The 258-nt window shown below is 27.9% G+C and carries 1 protein-coding gene; it reads left to right on the forward strand.

Going from position 1 to position 258, the window contains the following annotated elements:
• Positions 1-23: 23 nt before the first annotated feature.
• Positions 24-258, forward strand: a 235-nt coding sequence (locus RBK99_RS13485) for a hypothetical protein (protein WP_317505106.1), incomplete at its 3' end; no start/stop codon positions are given.

The following is a 258-nucleotide window of genomic DNA, read 5'->3' on the forward strand; positions in this document are numbered from 1 at the left end:
TTAAAACAACAGGAAAATCAAGAATGAGTATCAGAATTACTAAAAAAATTAATACTGATAGATTTGAAGATATTATTAGAGTTAAATTATCTGAAATGGTAATAAAGAGTGATGAATTTGCCCAACAACTATATGCCTCCTTGTGTAACACTATTTGGTATAATAAATCTACAAATGATATATACTCTTGTTCCTGGAGATATGCTGGTGGTTTAGTTGCTGCAATGAGAAATAAGAATGAAGATTACCTAAATTTTT

Source organism: Idiomarina solivarensis, assembly GCF_033052755.1.
Taxonomy (GTDB): domain Bacteria; phylum Pseudomonadota; class Gammaproteobacteria; order Enterobacterales; family Alteromonadaceae; genus Idiomarina.